The organism is Paenibacillus sp. FSL H8-0282, assembly GCF_037963825.1.
Taxonomy (GTDB): domain Bacteria; phylum Bacillota; class Bacilli; order Paenibacillales; family Paenibacillaceae; genus Paenibacillus_AQ; species Paenibacillus_AQ odorifer.
Map to the genome: position 1 here is coordinate 5,692,527 of NZ_CP150146.1, position 17,746 is coordinate 5,710,272.

The following is a 17,746-nucleotide window of genomic DNA, read 5'->3' on the forward strand; positions in this document are numbered from 1 at the left end:
TGCGGGCTTAATGTAGATCCAACAACCACACCTAAAAAAGGCTGTCGCAAACGTAGAAAATCTACGGCTGCGACAGCCCAAAAGCTTAAAGTATCTTTACAACTGATGTATTACAGATTGTACAAGTTGTAGATCAAAACCGCTGCCTCTGCACGGGTGGTAACACCTTGTGGATGAATCCGCAAGCCGTCTCCCTTGATCAGGCCAGCACGTATTAGTGCTGCCACACTGTCACGTGCAAACGCTGATACTTGCTGGCTATCCGTGAAACGGGTCATTGAAGCTCCGTTGCCGGCTGGAAGCTGTCTGCCGGCTGCTGCAATCGCTTTTGCAGCCAATGTCATCATTTCCTGCCGCGTAACAGAAGCGTTAGGATCAAAGCTTCCATCTGGACGACCAGTGGCGATCCCCAACTGCTTCGCTATAGCCAACGCTTCATATCTGTAATCGCCAGGCTGCACATCTGTGAAGCTTTCTGCACTAACGCCTTCCAAGCCAAGCGCTTTTATAAGCAGGAGCACAAAATCTCCCCGCTTCACTTCCGCTTGAGGTACAAATTGATCCTCTGTCATTCCGTTGATGATGCCTTTGGAGCCAAGCACCTCAATCGCATTGCGGGCCCACTCAAATTTACCGATATCCCGGAATGTCTTCTCCGTAAAGGTGATACTGTACGTACCAGAGAGAATTCCTGTAAAGGAAACCATCGCTGTAGCAGCGATATATCTGCCACTTGGAACAACCGTTAGAATCCCCAACGGATTCAGACTATGAATCGTTATATGTCCTTCTTTACCACGTTCTTCTGATCGTGGAATATACGGTAGGGACACCTTAACCCGCATGTCAGGACTGTTCCATACGGCTTCCTTGCCATTGATAGTTACGCTCAGTTTAAATTCTGGACGAGAATCTGAATCCACCTTGGTTATCGTAATTACCCAAGGGGTTCCTGCCTCTTTTGCCGCTTGTTTCAGCAGACTACCTGGCAGCTCCAGCACACCAAATTCAGTATGAACGACCAATGAAGTCTTATCATCTGCAAAGATTATACCGTTTGGCAATTGCAGCTCATAACCCTTAGCTGTAGCTACTGCTGGTATATCAACAGTAACCGCTGAAGTTGCTCCACTTAAGCCTGCTGTAGCAGCCTTTTTCAAGCTCTCCAGGTCTACACTTGCTCTCGCCGCACCGGTATTACTGTTCAGCACTGGTGTTGCTGTAAGGATGGTGCTGCCGGTTACACTGCCTGCATTTCCGCTTGAATTCCCCCCTGTTGTTCCGCTGTTGCCACCACCTGTGGTACCCCCGCTTCCGGAAGTTGGTGCTGTCGTTGGCCGAGTAGTCGGTTCAATGGTTGGACTTGGGGTTGGTTCAGGCGTTGCTGTTGGTGTAGGTGTTGGATCAGGTTTATCCGCAGAAACAATATATTCAAAACTGGAAATATCACTTGGCTTCCAGCCCTCTTTTACAGCAATCGCCTTAATCGTCTTGCTCTTGCCTACATAAATCACTCCACTATACAGTTCGCTGGCTGCTGTAGGTACAGTGCCATCCAACGTGTAGTGAATAGACGCTCCAGCTGTAGCTGTAGTTAACTTCACGGCAACCTGCCCTGTATAAGTTCCCCCGGCAGGATCAGCCTGCGGTGCAGACACCGTTTTCATATCAACCACTCCGCTGATCACATACGTGAATGGAGCTACAAAACTGTTCTCCATGCCCTCTTTTACCGCTATCGTACGAAGAACTGTGACTCCTGCTGCGTCAATAGTTCCGGTATAAAGTGGACTGTCTGCTGTAGGCAATGACCCATCGGTTGTGTAATGAATCTCTGCTCCTGATGTCGCTGTAGTAAGGCTGATCGTTTGTAATCCGCTGTAAGCTCCCGGTTTCAAAGAAGAAACGGGTAAGGAAACCTTTGAATGAATCGGCTGCTCTCCTTCTTCCGTCCGTTCCAGCGTAAACCAATCTAGATTGGCACCGTCATTATTGAAGCTCATCCGTACTACCTGTTTTCCTTGCGCAAGTTGTACGACACCACTCGCCAGCGTGTAATTCGACCATCCACCTGTAGTAGGCATAGGCACTGTTGAGAGTTTTGTACCCTTTACAGATAACGTAGTGCTTACCCCGCCTTGTGCTGTAGCATACCGATATACGATTTTATAAAATCCGGCTTCAGTAATATCAAGGACATAATCCATGGAACCCCCTGCAACGGTAAACCCTACATTTCTAAAGTCCAGCACACCGCCAGTCATGGTACTCTGAATTCCATTGGGTGTAGCATCGTAATAATTCTCGGCTTCCACCTTTAAAGAACCAGCGCCATCCATGATTTCTTCAGTATAAGGTTCTATTTGAATACCACTGAGCTCGTATCCTGCTGATCCAGCTTGCAGGCGCAGCTTCTGTTCACCCGCCTTCAATTGAAGAACGGTGCGTATGCCAACGGTTTGCGAGTAAAGATTCGGCACATCAACGGTTCTTAATGTCTTCCCATCCTCCGTTTTATAAATAATGCCCTTAGGAGCACCATTCGCGGAAGTCGCGGTAAGCGTAAAAGCATAGTTTCCATCCTGCGGCACATTTACCCAGTAATCGATGCTGTCTCCAGCATCAATGCCGGTCAGCTTCGCTCCGCTGCCTTGACCGCTGACTGTGATCCCTTGCAGCTGGTAGAATTGATCCAGTGCGTTCAAGCTTGTGACTTCTATAGGTGCTGTAGCACTAGTTGTTCCTAAGAGCTTAACCTCCGCACGCAGCACGCCGCCACCACTTGAATCGGCATAAGCATTTGCTGGCACATTTACAGTAAGCTGCAAATCACTATAATACGGGGTATGATCATTCCATGCCAGCGTCAGCTTCACATGGGTAGGGTCAAGTAAGGCAGCTGCCCCAATACTTACATGCCCCTGATCCTTACCTGGGCCCGAGACAGAAATGCTCTGAATGGCATCAGGATTAAATGTCCCTCCTGAAAGGCTGACTACCAATTCATTCCCGTTCACTTGATAAGGCAGAGTACTCGGAGAAAGACTGATGCTCTCTTCGTCGTTGATTGCTGTAACTATAAGAGGCAATTTCAGAACACGTACGCTGCCAAAAGACTGATTTGATTCTGTCTGATACACATCAGCGGTAACCGTAAGAATACGATCCGTGTCGAAATCAATAATTCGCGTACCCGCTAATACGACCTTCGCTGTATAATCATCCACCCGGTATACGCTATCGACAACTGTACCTTCGTAACCTTCAATAGACCAATAAGCGGTGTCCAGTTCAGGTGCATATTTGTCATTTACTAGCTTGACGATAACTTCTGCACCCTCCTCATTTCCTTCTACCAGAGCAGTCTCCGATTGAAGCGCGGGGCCGATCGTAAGCGACTGCAGATGAAATCCTGCTCCATTTACTTTCATGGTCAGCGTCTGCTCCCCGGCAGGCAAGGTTACCGTTCCATTAGCTATTTGCCAATTGGACCATCCCCCCGTCTTCGTCAAAGCATAAGTAGCTGCCGTTACCGTTACTCCATCCTCTCCCGTCAGCAGTTCCAGCTCTGCATCATCCTGATTAGTAGCATAGGAGATCAGGAGTGGGTAGGTACCGCTGGCAGGTACATTAATCTTGTACTTCACCCAATCGCCGGGGTCAGTATAACCCACTGCACCACCCGTTACTAATACACCTGAAGCTGTCGTGTAGTCTTGCCCTTGAAGCACAGCAGGAAGCTCATGTGATCCGGAAGGCGCTTGGCGTAAAGCTAATGAACGGATATTATAACCGTTCCCGTTCGTCTTCAAGGTGAGCTTGTGAATGCCCTTGTTCAGAGAGATCAAGGATTGATAATCTGCAAAATCGGTCAGACTCTCCGTCTGCTGCACAATTGGAAGCGTAGTAATGACCTTACCATCTTCACTAATCTCCACCGATTTTCCGGCGCCATCGCTGAATTGAGCGGCATGCTTAAATTGAAGTGAATATTCACCGCTCTCTTTAACATCAATCACATAGTCGAAGGTGGACGATGCGTCTGGCGAGAACCCGCCAATATAACCCTGCTCATTCACAGTGTAAACCCCTTGCGCTTCTTCAAAATCAACAGCATTCACTACACCCGGCACCGCCTGTATACCATTCAGACGTTCCCAGCTATAAGTGCCCACTGATTTCGCCGGCAGCACAGCACTAATTTGCGCACCGTCCACTAGCAATTTAAACGGCTGTGGATCCGACGTCTGGTTGATTACTACCGTCACAATCTCTTTTCCATCTGGACTAGCAAAAGCTACGTTCGTTACAGTACTGCTTGAGCCGTAGTCACTATCAATCCGCACGTACCCCGGTTTAACGAATTTTGTATATTGGCCCATCAGATAATATTCTGGCAGCAGCCAGTAATGGTTACGGTCTCCCGAATCCTGCACAATCGGGGTTGGGTCTGGCGTTCCGGTCCACTGATGGGAGGCAATATCACTGTCCAGCATCGCTACCCAGGAGTTATAGCTGCGGGCCCAATTACGGAAATATTGAGCAATGCGGTCTGCGCCTGAGGTACCCCAGACTGCGCGTTCGGTCAAATATACATTTTTGTCAGGATAGAGATTATGGAGTTGGGTCATCAGACCAAGGTCACCGCCATAATCATGAAAAGCAGTTCCGTCCACCGCATCGTAGGCACCTAATTCAGGATTGCCTAGGATTTGTGCTGGATAGGCCATCGTGTCACCAGGATTATGATCAAATGTCCACAGCTTCACGTCTTTGAAACCATTTTCATCTAATTCCTTCCGCAGCAGTTTAGCCAGCTGGGCTTCTTGCTCCCACGGCATTTTGGTGCTTGGATATTCAATTTCCAGCAAAGGTTCATTCTGCAAGGTCAGACCTTCAAAGGTAATTCCCAGCTTCTCGTACTCCTGTACGAATTTAAGATAATATTTGGCCAGTACAGGCAGATATTCATCCTTCACTTGGCCTTTGATCATACTGTCTGTAGTCTTCATCCAACCGGGCGGGCTCCAAGGTGAGGCGAAAAACTTAATATCCGGATTGATGTTTTGAATTTTTTTAACCGTGCTGATGATATGGTAGTCAATGTCCTTTTGGATGGAGAAATTCTCCAAATTAATGTCGGTTTGTCCTGGAGGCATATCATCGTAGGTATAAAATTGTTTATCTGTAAAGTCAGCCGTCCCAATCGTCAACCGGAGCATACTCATTCCGATCCCCGATACAGGATCAATCATTTTCCGCAGCAATTCCTCCTGCTTCGCCGCAGACATCTTCGCCAGATTATTGACCGTCGATTCCTCCATGGAGGTACCGATCCCTAGAATAGATTGATATTTCCGGTCAGGATCAATATGGATCTCTGTACCTGCCTTCACGTCGGGAACCACAATATCCAGCTTCGCCTGCTCTTCCAGCTTCAAATCACCCTCTTGATAACGGTCAGCATAATACCACTTCCGATCGGAAGGATCTCGCTCACTCGATACCCAAGAGCTAACTACATCTGACTTAATAACATGTTTAGTGCTTTCCCCGCCATCTCCGGGATTCGATGGATCTACAGGCACATCACCTGTTCGAGTGAAACTTACCCAGTTCAGGTTGATATCCCCACCGGTAAATTCCAGACGGATCTTTTGCAACCCTGCCTTCTTAAACACAACATTTTCTACAGCTTTCGTCTGCCAATTCTGCCAGCCACCTGTTGAGGTCACGCTTAATGTTCCTAGCTTAGTTCCCTCTGCTGATTTGATGTTGACGCCTGTAGTGCCACTATTAACGGAATAGCGGAAATCGGCTTGATACGTACCTGCTTGCGCCACATTCACGTTATATTCGAGCCACTGGCCAGCCGAGGTATAGCCGACATTGAGACCGCCACCTATATCCTGCGTATTTTCAGTTTGCAGTCCTGCGCTTTTGTTCAAAAAATCCTCTGCTTCATTTTTGCCGGGAATCGGCAGAGAAGGAATCTCTGGAGCTTCCGGATCGACAGGAGCGGTTGGAAGCTTTGGTGTTTTCTCATTTTTGGTCAAGCCATATCCCGTTTTGAACAACACATTTGTACTGTTATTGTCTGCCGGATAATTGTTCAAAGTGAATGGCCAACGAATCGGATTTTTGCCTACAAAATCCTTAGTACCAAATAACACATCAGCTACTCCAGCACCCTCTGTGCCTGGTAGCCAAGCTGCCACAAGCCCATCCCAATCTTCCAATTGGCTGGCTATCGTCATTGGACGTCCAGACACCAGTACAACGATAAGCGGAATATTAGGATCAGCAGCACGTATATTCGCAAGTGTCGCCAGATCCTGCTCATCCAGATTCAAGCTGGTCCGGTCGCCATCGGTCTCGGCGTAAGGTGTCTCACCGATAACAGCGATCGCCGCATCATAACCCGCAGCCCCGCGCCCATTAAGGTTATATGTGACCGTTGTAGAAGCAGGAACAGCCTCCTTTATCCCTTCGAGGATCGTCGTGCCTTCAGTTATATTGCCCGACTTCCCTTGCCAAGTGATCGACCAGCCGCCGGCTTGGTTACCGATATTATTAGCGTTTTTACCCGCTACGAATATTTTATCCATCCCGCTTAATTGCGATAGAATTGGACTTCCATTTACCTCATCGTTCTTCAAAAGAACAAGCGACTCCGCCACAGCTTGGCGGGCTAATTTGCGGCTTTCTGCTGAGCCAAAAGCACTCAACAGCTCCGGTTCGCTTTTGGGATGCTCGAACAATCCTGAAGCGATTTTGACCTGCAGGATACGTTCTGCCGCATCATCTATGCGCTCAGTAGAGATTTTACCTTCGCCTACAAGTTCTGTGATGTACTTAATCGTATCCTTCCAAACGGTCGGCATCATGAACATATCGACTCCGGCGTTTACGGACACATTCAGCTGGTTCTTCAACCCGCTAACAGCTTTGCCCTCGCTATCCACTGTGATTTGCTGCACAGCGTTATAATCTGAAATAACGAAACCGGTAAAGCCAAGTCCGCCATTTTTCTTGTCACCCTTCAAAACATCGGTCAGCAAATGTTTATGGGCATGCATTTTAAGACCTTGGATGCTGTGATAGGAGGCCATAACCGTCTGCACCCCTGCGTCTACAGCTGCTTTATAAATTTTCAAATCCTTATCCATGATCTCTTGCTCGGTATATTTAGTGATGTTGCCTTGATTTACACCATTATCCGTATAACCTTCACCTAGATAATGTTTTGCAGTTGCCGTGATTGTATCTGTCCCTGCCAATGCAGCAGCAGTCCGTCCTTGCAGACCAAACACATAAGCCGCACCTAGTTCTGCTGAAATATCCTGATTATCACTAAAACCTTCATAGGTTCTACCCCATCTTGCATTATGAGGGGAGGCTATCGTTGGGGCAAACGTCCAGTTCGCTCCTGTTGCGGCTACTTCCTTAGCAGCAGCTGCACCAATAAGCTCAGTCAATGCGGGATCATTAGCAGCCCCTAGGCCAATATTATGCGGAAAAAGCGTCGCGCCTTTGACATTGTTATGTCCATGCACCGCATCCACCCCATAGAGCAGCGGAATGCCTAATCTGGTAGACAATGCACCATCCTGATAACTATCAATCAAACTTCTCCAGTTATCGCGAGTGCTGTCACTTTCTTTTCCGTTAGGGAATGAGCCTCCCCCGCTGAGTACAGAGCCAAGAGCATATTTCTGTACCTCCTCAGGTGTGACGGCAGCTCTTTCTGCTTGAACCATCTGCCCAATCTTCTCTTCCAGCGTCATTCGGGATAATAGATCCGCAGTGCGCTCCTCCACACTTTTTGTGGGATCATAGTATACTGGAACTCCTGAGGCACCCGCTGCGGCCCGAGGTATACCCGCCTCAAGCACATTCAAGAATAAGGATGATAGTAAAAGCGCCACCATGAATATTGATAATCTTCTTTTCACGCCTGAATCCTCCCCCAATACTGTTTTGTTGGTACGGATGACTACGCCTATGAATGGAAGCGTATACATGATGTAAGATACAGGCTTATTATGCTGGAGCCATCTGGTAAAAGACATACAGCATTTTTTAAATACTCTGTTCCGTTTTTGCAAATTTAAGGACTTGCCCGCTCAAATTATGCTTCCAGCAAAAAAAGGCTCTCTCATTCGTAGAATTTCTCTACTGTGAGACAGCCTTTTTATTGTGAATATGAAATTGCCTTACAGATCGTCGTCATCCAATCGTGCCGCTTTGCGGGACAAGTATCCTCTAAACAGAAAGACTACCACAATACCTGCCGCTAAGGTAAAGATCACTGGCATCAGACGGTCACCTATGGAAGCTAAGAAAGGTAATCCAAGAACCAATGCCACAACCAGATGCGCACGGAATACAAATTGTGTTGTGTTGTCCGCCTTACTGCCTTCAGGAAAAGGATATACTGTCAGCCAAAAAGACTCGCTATGCAATTTGCGGAGTGCCGACAATTGAACACCAATGATAAACAGGAAGAACAAATAAATTCCGGTGCCAAAGTAACTATCACGGTTCCACCAATTCAGCAGCAGAGCCAGCACCGATATCCGCATAATGATTCCAAAGATATCGCCCCGGGCAAAGCTTTTGGTCAGCAGATACCGATAAGCAGTATCCTTGCGCCAAGGCAGCTTAGCGCCCCATTTGGAAAGATAACGGCGGGAATACACCCGTTGCTCACGGCCCGGCACATCCACGAACCAGCCCAGAACCATCAGCGCACGTGCACCTTGATTGTTTTCCATGGCGATCAGTCTTTCCCATGGCACAGCGTGACGTCCGGGCACAGACAGTGCAGCAAGATAGGCTGCTGCCAATAACACCATAAATATCAGGCTCGGACCGGCAGGCTGCCACAACCAAGCGGCAATAATCAAACCTCCAACTGCCCAGCGCAAGAAAGCATACACACCTGCCATCGGACGTGACAGCATAGCTATCTCTTTCCATAATCCATAACTCGCGATCAGCTTCACAGCAATCAGGATCAACACTGTAAATAAAAGTCGCTTGGGAGAATCATCTGTACGTATGTACAACGGCCAAAGGGTGATCAGTACAAATAACAAGCGAATGATCTTCCACACGTTTCCACTGACCCAGGATGGTGCAAAATATTCCTTCATGCGGTGACCCTGAGGCAGCAGAAAGATCGTATCCGGGGTCTGCAAATAGGTTCGGAAGCCGCTATGCACTGTCGCAGGCAACAGTAATGCTAACATAATCCAGCGAATGGGAATGCCTTCAGGTACATTTTGTAGCAGCGATGTATACCAAGCAGAGAAGACAATCAACACGAACAGGAAGACCATGGCTACGCCGCTTTGAATGATATATCCCACATAAGGAAGCATACTTCCCATGAATCTACCGCGCCGCGTGCGCCGCAGCTCTTTCAAATCCATATTATTTCCCTCCCTGAACCAGCTCGTAGAACAGCTGCTCCAAAGTCAGCCCCTGATGCCCGGCAGTTGCCGCTATTTCCGCCAACGTGCCCTGTGCAATCACCTTACCTTTATGCAATACAATAAAACGGTCGCAATAATTCTCTATTGTGGAAAGAATATGAGAGCTTAACAGAATCGACGATCCAGAGTTCTTCAGATCCATCATGAAATCAAGCAAGGAGCGGATCCCTAGCGGATCCAATCCTAAAAAGGGCTCGTCGATGACATATAAAGCAGGTCGTGCAACGAAAGCGCACATGATCATAACCTTCTGTTTCATCCCTTTGGATAGATGGGTCGACAGGGTGTCCATCTTATCCTCCATATGGAACAGCTTGGCAAGATGCGAGGTGCGGGATTCATAATCCTTTTGATCTACCCCATAAGCTCTGGCAGTAAATTCAACATGCTCACGAACCGTCATTTCGTCATACAGCAGCGGCGATTCCGGTACAAAAGACAACGCATTATTGTATCCAACGGGATCTTCAGCACGCGTCTTGCCCTGTACGGTGATATCGCCCTTATGGGGCGACATCAATCCTAGAATATGCTTCATCGTCGTACTTTTTCCTGCTCCGTTTAAACCAATCAATCCAACCATTTCGCCAGGCTGCACCTGAAGTGCAATATCATGCAGCACTGGCTTATTCAGGCTGTACCCACCACTGAGACCCGTAATTTGCAATACGGGAGCATTATTCATTGACCGTCACCTCTCGGAGTTTTGTCTTTCAACCACTTTGGAGCTCCTTTATTTTTACGGTTCTTCTCACGTTCCGCATTGCTGCTGCGTTTGCTCCGTGCAGGAGTCGCATCTCCGCGTGCTCCCGCAGAAGGATTCGCGCTGCGCTGTGAATCGCGTTGTTGTTCTCCGCTTGTTGTTTCACTTGTGTTAATCGTAGCCATTCTTTTGGCAGGCGGTGTACCTGCTCCAACGGATGGCGACTGAACATTGGAGGCTCCAGATGTGCTAACAGGCGGCTTGCCGCTGCGTGGAGCGGATCCATCACGGCGTTGCCCACTGCCTTCATTACTCCGTCCCCGTCCATTGTGCAAAGCGCTGCGTGCTTCATCTGCTGCAAGCACCTTACCACCGACCATCTCCCGCTCCTCAAGCGCAATATCCAATTCGCGGGCGAATTTCCGCATGATAAAGGTCTGTTGCTCTGTAACTATTGTTACAGATAAGCCGCGGCGTCCCATCCGTCCGGTACGGCCTGCACGGTGTACATAATGTTCAGAATCAAAAGCCGGATCGTAGCTAACTACCAAAGAAAGATTCTCAATATCCAGTCCTCTGGCAGCTACGTCACTGGCAACAAGCACACGAAATTTGCCTTCCCGGAAACCTTTTAATACATTGCTGCGCGTTACCTTATCGGCATCTCCGTAAAGTGCTGCCGCAGTAAGCCCAAGATGATTCAGCTTAGCCTCAACCTCGGCAATATCATCTGTAGCATTCACGAACACAATCGCTTTATCGGGATTGTAATGGCGAATCACCCGGCGCAGCATGTCCATTTTGTTACGCTCTTCAGCAACAACATAATGATGCTCCAAGCTTTCAGCAGTCATTACACCTGGAGCAATCCCGACCTCTGCCGGGTTCTTCATTTCACGATTAGCCAGCGCTTTCGTCTCTGGTCCGATCGTTGCCGACAGCATAACAAGCTGGCGTGAACGCAGCGCACTGCTGACAATTTTTGTGACTTCGCCGGCTCCGCTAAGCTGGAACATTTGGTCCGCCTCATCCAGAACAATAGTACTGACTTCATGCATCTTCAATTTACGAAGTCCAATCAGCTCGCGGATCCGCCCAGGTGTTCCCACAACTAGCTGTGGATGCTCACGCAGCTTGTCAATCTGGCGTTTGATTGCGGCCCCGCCAATAAGACCCATAACTCGGATTCCGCGCTGTTCACCATAACGTTCCGCCTCGCGTAAGATTTGCATCGCCAGCTCCTGTGTAGGGGCGAGCACCAGCTTTTGGACCACCTTCTGCTCCGGATTAATCGCTTGAAGCAGCGGCAATAGATAGGCCAGCGTCTTACCCGTTCCAGTCTGGGAAGCTGCAATAACATCTCTTCCCTCTAGTAGAAGCGGTATTGTCTGCTCTTGTACCGGGGATGGAGCGTTAATGCCGAATTCCGACAACCGGGCAATGAGGTCTTCCTGAATGCCGATAGCCGCAAAAGAAGCTTTATTCATAAGTGTAATTCATCCTTTTCGCTTGAGATAATATCTTCATTATATGCCAAAAAGGCCTCTCCACCAAATGGAAGGCCAATAAAGCTGACAACAGGGTCTATTTTCTGTTCATCGCATTATAAGTAAGCTTGTCCGCCAGGCGAGGAAACAGCCCGTAAAGCCGTATGCCAAACCCTGCCAGACCCGGAAGATCGAGCTCTTCTTTGCCGGTCTCCATAACCTTAACGATCTTAGAAGATACGTGCTCTGGGGTCATCATCATCCGGGCTACACTCTTCTCATAATTGCCAGAGGGGTCAGCCGTTTTGAAAAAATCGGTGGCGATCGGCCCCGGGTTCACAGCCGAGACGATAATTCCACTCTTCCGCAGCTCCTGACGGAGCGCATTTGTGAATCCGAGTACAGCATGTTTGGTAGCCGTATAGGCTACGGACTTGGCTGTGCCTATCTTCCCTGCCATGGAAGCCACATTTACAATCTGGCCGCTTCCCCGCTCCAGCATATGTGGAACAACAGCCTTCGTGCACCGGACAATCCCCATGTAGTTAACATCCATCATATCGTCAAATTCATGAGGCTCCATCTCTGTAAAAGCAGCAAATTTGCCGTACCCTGCGTTATTTAGCAAAATATCAATTCTGCCGTATGCCTCCAAAATTTGTGCGAAGGTCTTCTGAACACCCTCAGCATCTGTTACGTCACAGGTGTACAGTCCAAAAACGCCCGGGATACCGGCCGCTGTTTCTTTCAGCTTCGCTTCGGAACGTGCTACCAGGACAGGGATTGCCCCCTTTTTACTAAGCATCTGTGCCGTTAATGCACCAATGCCGCTGGACGCTCCTGTAATCACAACAACCTTATCTTTGAGTACCATGAAAAGTATTTCAGCTCCTAACTCTTGCCTAAGAGATCATCACCTGAATATCCATCTCTCCAACCCCATCCATCAACAACGGAATACTAAGCGCTTTACGAGGCATAAAAGACATGCTTTCCATCTTCATAATCTGAGGAGGACTTATATCCACCGAAACACCTTGATTATATAGAATGGTACTGGCATTCCCACTGATCATATTGCTCAGCTCTGAAATTGCACTTTGACCCATCTCATCCATCTCGGTGATCACAAAGCCACCCATCATAATCGATACCATTCGCAAGGCTACCTGCTCCGCAATACCAAATATAATATTTCCGCTCAGTTGGCCTGTCATCCCTACTTGAATCCATATATGATTATCGATCAGTTCAATTTCTTTAATGCCTAAACTCCCCGTAGAAGGCGAGACCTGAATTACTTGTTCTATAACAGTCCGTGCAGACTCTAGAAACGGATTAATTACTTCTGCTTTCATGAATGTCTAGTCTCCCCCTTTATCGTGCTTTGGTCATATACCAAAAGTCCCAAGCAATATGGATATATTATACTTTATATATCGGCACAATTCAGCAAAAATTAATGCATATGTCGAATTCAAACCCAAGATAGTTTACGCAGCAACATTGCTCTGCCGGGTATTATCTCCTATAATTTAAACAAATGCCAACGTGGAACGTAAGATATTAACGCAATTACACATCCAATTCGATGGTCCAAAGGAGGTATTCCATGAACATCAGCCAGCTGGAGACACTAATAACAATTTCCAAAACGATGAGCTTTCGCAAGGCCGGAGAACTGCTTAATCTGACCCAACCAGCGGTTTCAGCACAGATTAAGAGCCTTGAAGAAGAGTTCAAGACTCAGCTGGTTGACCGAAACCAGCCTGTTACATTAACGGATAGAGGGACTGTCTTTCTGGAGCATGCGGAACAAATAGTGAGGATTGTCGAGGAACTTAAGGAACGGCTTGCAGATCTTGATGAAAATCCCCAAGGTCATATAGTTTTAGGCACAACTACCTCAATCGCTATTCAAATTTTACCGCGTATTCTATCTTATTTTAAAGACCAGTTCCCCCATATCAAAACATCAATTTCCTCTATGTCCTCATCACAAATTTATCAGCATGTCGAAAACGGCATTGTTGATGTCGGCATCGGTTATTTAATTGGACGTAGCCCGGGCATGTCTACTTCCATTTTGTATTATGATACCTTCGAACTGGTGGTCTCTCCCAGACACCCTCTCGCTCAAGTGAAGACCGCTGGGATAGAAGCCTTAAGCAAAACCCCGCTGATTCTGCTCTCACCAGACACAGTGGGCCGTAAATTTGCGGATGAGGTTCTGAACAAACATGGCATTCAACCTCAGGTCATTATGGAGCTGACCAGCAGCGAGGAAGTGAAACGGATGGTCGAGCTCGATTTGGGCGCCGCCATTATTTCCAAGCAGTCAGTTACCGCTGAGGTTCGAGCCGGCACTCTCAAAATTGTGCCAATTATTGAGTTGGAGGTCACGCATCCTGTTGGTGTGATCACGAAATCAGGAAAATACGTAAACTCTGCTATGAGGCAGTTCCTAAGCGATCTTAAAGGCATGCCAGAAACCCAATTTATCGGGTCTGAATAAATCCCACCCACAAAGTGGAACCGATTACCTCTGAGCTGATTGCATAACCTTGTTTAAAGGAGATGTTCTTGATGAAATTTGATTTACACACCCATCATTTCCGCTGTGGCCATGCTGACGGAACGATTAGAGATTATATCGAAGCTGGGATTGCCGCTGGATTGGGCGTTATAGGTATTTCCGATCATACTCCCTATTTCGGAGATCCATCCGATCAGGCTTTTCCCAAAATCGCAATGGCTAAATCCGAATTTGCTAATTATGTAGATGATGTTCTCTCCCTCAAAAAAGAGTACGAAGGCGTTATCGACGTCCTGTTAGGCATCGAATCAGATTACTTCCCCGAACATGCTGAGATATACCGCAAGACATTATCCGCCTACCCTTTTGATTATGTGATTGGATCGGTACATAGTGTTGGTGGAGTCAGCATTTTTAACAAAGGGCGCTGGAAAAACCTTAGCAAAAATGAGAAGATCCGCGTGAAGTCTGAATATTACCGGTTGATTGCTGATTCCGCACGCAGTGGTATGTTCCAAATACTCGGGCATATTGATGCGATGAAGGGGAATTATCCTGCTTTTTCCGAAATTCCTGCACCTCAGCCGATTGACGATTGTCTGCGTGTAATTAGTGAATGTGACGTGGCCATCGAAATCAATACCTCAGGCGGAACTAAGCTGGTCGGCGGCTGGTATCCCTCTGAAGATATTCTGGAGCGGGCACTACATTTTGGCGTAGAGGTTAGTTTCGGTTCGGATGCACATAAGCCGTCCCGGGTCGCTGAGGATCGTGATGCGGTAGCTGCACAGCTCAAAGCAATAGGCTTTACACACTGGGTTTATTACAAGCAGCGCCAAAAAGTCAAAGTTTCTCTGTAATCAAGCCTAAACGCCTTCAACGTCCCTATAAGGACGGTAAGCGTTAAAGCGAGACTATAAGACATAAAAGTATTGTGTGAAACTTGTATGCTCTTATATTTGAATAATGCACCAAGTGTTATTGGTTTAGGGGCAGGGTTCACCCTCCGTTAAACCAATCTCAGCTTGGTGCATTTTTTTGTTTATTTACAGATTATCACAGCTAAAACCTTGTTGTTTCAGCGTACGTTTCGCATCTCCATATTCCGGGTTGATCTCATAAAAATGAGCAATCGTACTGGTCCAGTGTCTCTCCGTCATCCCCTGCTGCTGCAAGTATTCACGGTGGGTTTGATTATATGCCTCCAGGAGGCCTTGTACATCCGGATTGTATTGCTCCTCATGAAATATAGCTTCCAGCGGCAGCCGCGGCTTCTGAGAAACCTCCTCCGCTGGGTATCCCACGCAGAGACCGACGACAGGGAATACGTACTCCGGCAGCTTCAGCAGTTCAATCACACCCGCTGTGTTGCGGCGCACACCCCCAATAGGAATGATGCCCAGTCCCATGGATTCCGCCGCTGCAATCGCGTTAGACAATGAGATTCCCACATCTGTAGCTCCAACCAAAAGCGCATCCACATCTTTTACGGCTTCAAAAGACTTGCCTTCCAGCTCACTAGCTACTTTAGCTCTATAAAAATCCATGCAAAACACCAAAAAAACCGGTGCTGCCGCTACATGCTTCTGATTTCCGCACAAAACTGAAAGCTGCTGCTTACGCGCAGGATCTTTGATGGCGATTATCGATACCTGCTGTCCATGAACCCATGACGGTGCGGCTTGAGCCGATTCAATCATTGATTGTAGCTTCTCTGGCTCCACAGGCTGGTCTGAATATTGCCGGAAAGAACGATGATTTTTTAATGTTTGTACCACTTCATTCAAAATGTTACGCCTCCTTGGTCATTCCACTCCATAGTATGTTAATCATAAACGATCGGATTCGGTACTGCCAATCACTTACGCTACTCTTTTCAAACAAAAAAATGGACCCGAATCATCGGGTCCCAAAGCAGTATATTTTTAAAAGGGGGTCATGTACTTAGTTTAACCGCACACTGTTAGAGTTTGATAACGGCATTATTTCATTTGTGTAACAATGTGAATACTTTCATTACATCGTCCAAGGAGCCGACTTTGGGCATCACCCGCTCCAGCTTCATACCGTTCTTGAGCATCACACGTTCCGATCTAATATTATCTCCTGTGCAGCGTCCTTCGATCCTTGTTATCCCAAGGGTATGAACACTATAGTTCAAAAACAAACCCACGGCCTCCGTCGCCAGCCCGCATCCCCACCATGCCGGGTCCAGCATATATCCTAAGGTAGCTGTGCCCTCACGGCGGTTCCAATTCTGCAAAGCCACTATACCGATCAACCGCTGCTGCCCCTTTAAATAGATCCCGGCATGCAGCGCACAAGGATCGAAGGCAAATAACATCCGGTTTACCAGCTTCTCCACCTGGGCAGATACTGATCCAGGGCCGGAGCGTACTAGAATATGGCGCTGCACATCTGGATGGGAGAGCAGCTGCCGCAAAGCTAAAACATCCTCAGGCATGATCAGCCTCAGATCTACCGCTAAACCATGTTGTGTCTCTAACAACACTGCTCCATAGGTGCTCATCTTCTCTCCCCTTCCGTGCAGCTAAAATTCCAGCCTAATCAGCTCATGGACCGATGCAGCGTCAGAACCGTTAATTCTGGCCTACACAATAACCGAAAAGGCATGTATGTCTCTCCAAACCCTCTATTCACATACACAGGCATGGCTTTGTCTTCTGTATAATACAATCCATTTATGTATTTAAGAGATCCATAAGGTGTAAATGGCGCACCTATAAAGGGCAGGCGAATTTGTCCGCCATGACTGTGCCCGGAAAGCTGTAGATCAAATGAATAGGCCTGTGCGGTATCCGCATAATCCGGCTCATGCATCAAAAGGACGTTAAAGGTTCCTTCAGGAACACCAGTAATGGCTTTCGCTGGGTCGGGTTTACCGTGCAACAGATCATCCAGACCCGTAACCGCCATGACTGCCCCGCCTCTTTTTAGAAGGTAGGATTTATTCCTTAGCACCCGGAAGCCCGCAGACTCCAGCAGCTCGGTAACCAGCTGGGTATTCTTGTAATCATGATTGCCTAATATCGCAAATTTACCCAATGGCGCACTTAACGCTGCCAGCACCGGTACGGCTTCAACAAGATCCTCAGGATCGCTGTCCACAATGTCACCCGTGAAGCAAATAAGATCCGGTTCAGCTTTGCTTATATGTTTAGCGAGCCGGGTCAGATCCCTGGCATCCTTATTAAATCCGAGATGCGTATCACTGAAATGAACAAGCTTCATCCCTGAAAAAGCGGAAGGAAGCTCCTTAAAGCGCAAGTCCAGCTTAGTGACCTCAATCCAGTTCGGCTCCCCCTGCCATGCATATCCGCTTGTAAGCAATCCTGCGCCGATTACAGCAGCCGCACTCCGAGTCAGGAACTGCCGGCGGGTAATTGTTGACTCGCCACCAGAACGCCCCTTAGAGGTGTCCTTGTGGATCTTATCGCCATTCTTATTGGGAGAAGCCCCAGACGATTGTATCTTCATAGGGAGATTCTCCTTTCTTTAC

11 protein-coding genes are annotated in these 17,746 nt (G+C 47.8%); 2 read left to right on the plus strand and 9 right to left on the minus strand.

Features of this window, described 5'->3' with window-relative positions:
* Nucleotides 1–110: 110 nt before the first annotated feature.
* From NST94_RS24670 to NST94_RS24695, 6 genes are all read right to left on the minus strand, one after another.
* Nucleotides 111–7,955, minus strand: coding sequence for a glycoside hydrolase family 3 N-terminal domain-containing protein (locus NST94_RS24670; protein WP_280753735.1), 7,845 nt, complete (start codon nucleotides 7,953–7,955; stop codon nucleotides 111–113).
* A 261-nt stretch (nucleotides 7,956–8,216) separates the two neighbouring features.
* The gene (locus NST94_RS24675) at nucleotides 8,217–9,437 is read right to left on the minus strand and encodes an ABC transporter permease (protein ID WP_076304899.1); all 1,221 of its coding nucleotides are present in this window, start codon (nucleotides 9,435–9,437) and stop codon (nucleotides 8,217–8,219) included.
* A 1-nt stretch (nucleotide 9,438) separates the two neighbouring features.
* On the minus strand, nucleotides 9,439–10,185 hold the full coding sequence (locus NST94_RS24680; RefSeq protein ID WP_036679788.1) for an ABC transporter ATP-binding protein: 747 nt from the start codon (nucleotides 10,183–10,185) through the stop codon (nucleotides 9,439–9,441).
* Nucleotides 10,182–11,690, minus strand: coding sequence for a DEAD/DEAH box helicase (locus NST94_RS24685; RefSeq protein WP_076127920.1), 1,509 nt, complete (start codon nucleotides 11,688–11,690; stop codon nucleotides 10,182–10,184). The genes NST94_RS24680 and NST94_RS24685 overlap by 4 nt, the downstream gene beginning before the upstream one ends.
* Nucleotides 11,691–11,787: 97 nt before the next feature.
* Nucleotides 11,788–12,564, minus strand: a complete 777-nt coding sequence (locus NST94_RS24690; RefSeq protein ID WP_076127922.1) for an SDR family oxidoreductase — start codon at nucleotides 12,562–12,564, stop codon at nucleotides 11,788–11,790.
* Nucleotides 12,565–12,592: 28 nt separating this feature from the next.
* Complete coding sequence (locus tag NST94_RS24695) at nucleotides 12,593–13,048, minus strand: chemotaxis protein CheX (RefSeq protein ID WP_036679793.1); 456 nt, start codon at nucleotides 13,046–13,048, stop codon at nucleotides 12,593–12,595.
* A 254-nt stretch (nucleotides 13,049–13,302) separates the two neighbouring features.
* Between NST94_RS24695 and NST94_RS24700 the strand changes: the two genes are divergently transcribed.
* Together NST94_RS24700 and NST94_RS24705 are read left to right on the plus strand one after the other, a co-directional pair.
* The gene (locus tag NST94_RS24700; protein ID WP_038573173.1) at nucleotides 13,303–14,205 is read left to right on the plus strand and encodes a LysR family transcriptional regulator; all 903 of its coding nucleotides are present in this window, start codon (nucleotides 13,303–13,305) and stop codon (nucleotides 14,203–14,205) included.
* A 71-nt stretch (nucleotides 14,206–14,276) separates the two neighbouring features.
* Nucleotides 14,277–15,086 carry a histidinol-phosphatase gene (locus tag NST94_RS24705; protein WP_076193295.1) on the plus strand — a complete coding sequence of 270 codons (810 nt, stop codon included), beginning with the start codon at nucleotides 14,277–14,279 and terminating at the stop codon, nucleotides 15,084–15,086.
* Nucleotides 15,087–15,272: 186 nt separating this feature from the next.
* On the opposite strand, the gene NST94_RS24710 is transcribed toward NST94_RS24705, so the two are convergent.
* From NST94_RS24710 to NST94_RS24720, 3 genes are all read right to left on the minus strand, one after another.
* On the minus strand, nucleotides 15,273–16,004 hold the full coding sequence (locus NST94_RS24710; RefSeq protein ID WP_280753740.1) for an NADPH-dependent oxidoreductase: 732 nt from the start codon (nucleotides 16,002–16,004) through the stop codon (nucleotides 15,273–15,275).
* A 209-nt stretch (nucleotides 16,005–16,213) separates the two neighbouring features.
* Nucleotides 16,214–16,756, minus strand: a complete 543-nt coding sequence (locus tag NST94_RS24715) for a GNAT family N-acetyltransferase (protein ID WP_076184756.1) — start codon at nucleotides 16,754–16,756, stop codon at nucleotides 16,214–16,216.
* Between the two features lie 38 nt (nucleotides 16,757–16,794).
* Complete coding sequence (locus tag NST94_RS24720; RefSeq protein WP_081387889.1) at nucleotides 16,795–17,724, minus strand: metallophosphoesterase; 930 nt, start codon at nucleotides 17,722–17,724, stop codon at nucleotides 16,795–16,797.
* Between the last annotated feature and the right edge of the window lie 22 nt (nucleotides 17,725–17,746).